Raw genomic sequence first — 410 nt, 5'->3', positions numbered from 1 at the left:
ACATCGTAGAAGAACAGAGGAGAATGCCGATGAGTTGTCCATATAAATGGTACTCTAGGCATTTTCTTTTAATATTTTTACATTCATCAATTTCAAAAAATGATTTCCACGTTTTAAACAAAATTTCAATCTGGCAACGAAGTGAATAAAGAGGTTCATCTAATTTTCTAAAAAAATGGAATCGTAACTTTGCCGTAAACAAAAAGAACCATAACCTTGCCAAAATGGCAAAGTTATAGTTCAAATCACAGGGTAGTACCACATGCCCATCCACTTAAGAAATTGGTAGTTCCCCAAAACGAAGAAAATTTTCGTTATGAGGATATTTTAAAATATTAGCTTGATAGCATTTACCACCTTAATTTCAAAAAAAATTTAAAAAGAGGTTATTTTTTTGAACCAAAAAGGTA

1 protein-coding gene is annotated in these 410 nt (G+C 30.7%); it reads right to left on the bottom strand.

What is annotated here, in order from left to right; translation table 11 throughout:
- The coding region (locus KI369_RS29720) for a transposase (protein ID WP_274382503.1) at positions 1-262 on the bottom strand (262 nt) is incomplete at its 3' end.
- Positions 263-410 lie beyond the last annotated feature (148 nt).

This window comes from Bacillus sanguinis (assembly GCF_018332475.1).
GTDB lineage: Bacteria > Bacillota > Bacilli > Bacillales > Bacillaceae_G > Bacillus_A > Bacillus_A sanguinis.
The sequence above is the reverse complement of the archived record's forward strand: the minus strand, read 5'-3'. Positions and strand labels throughout refer to the sequence as shown.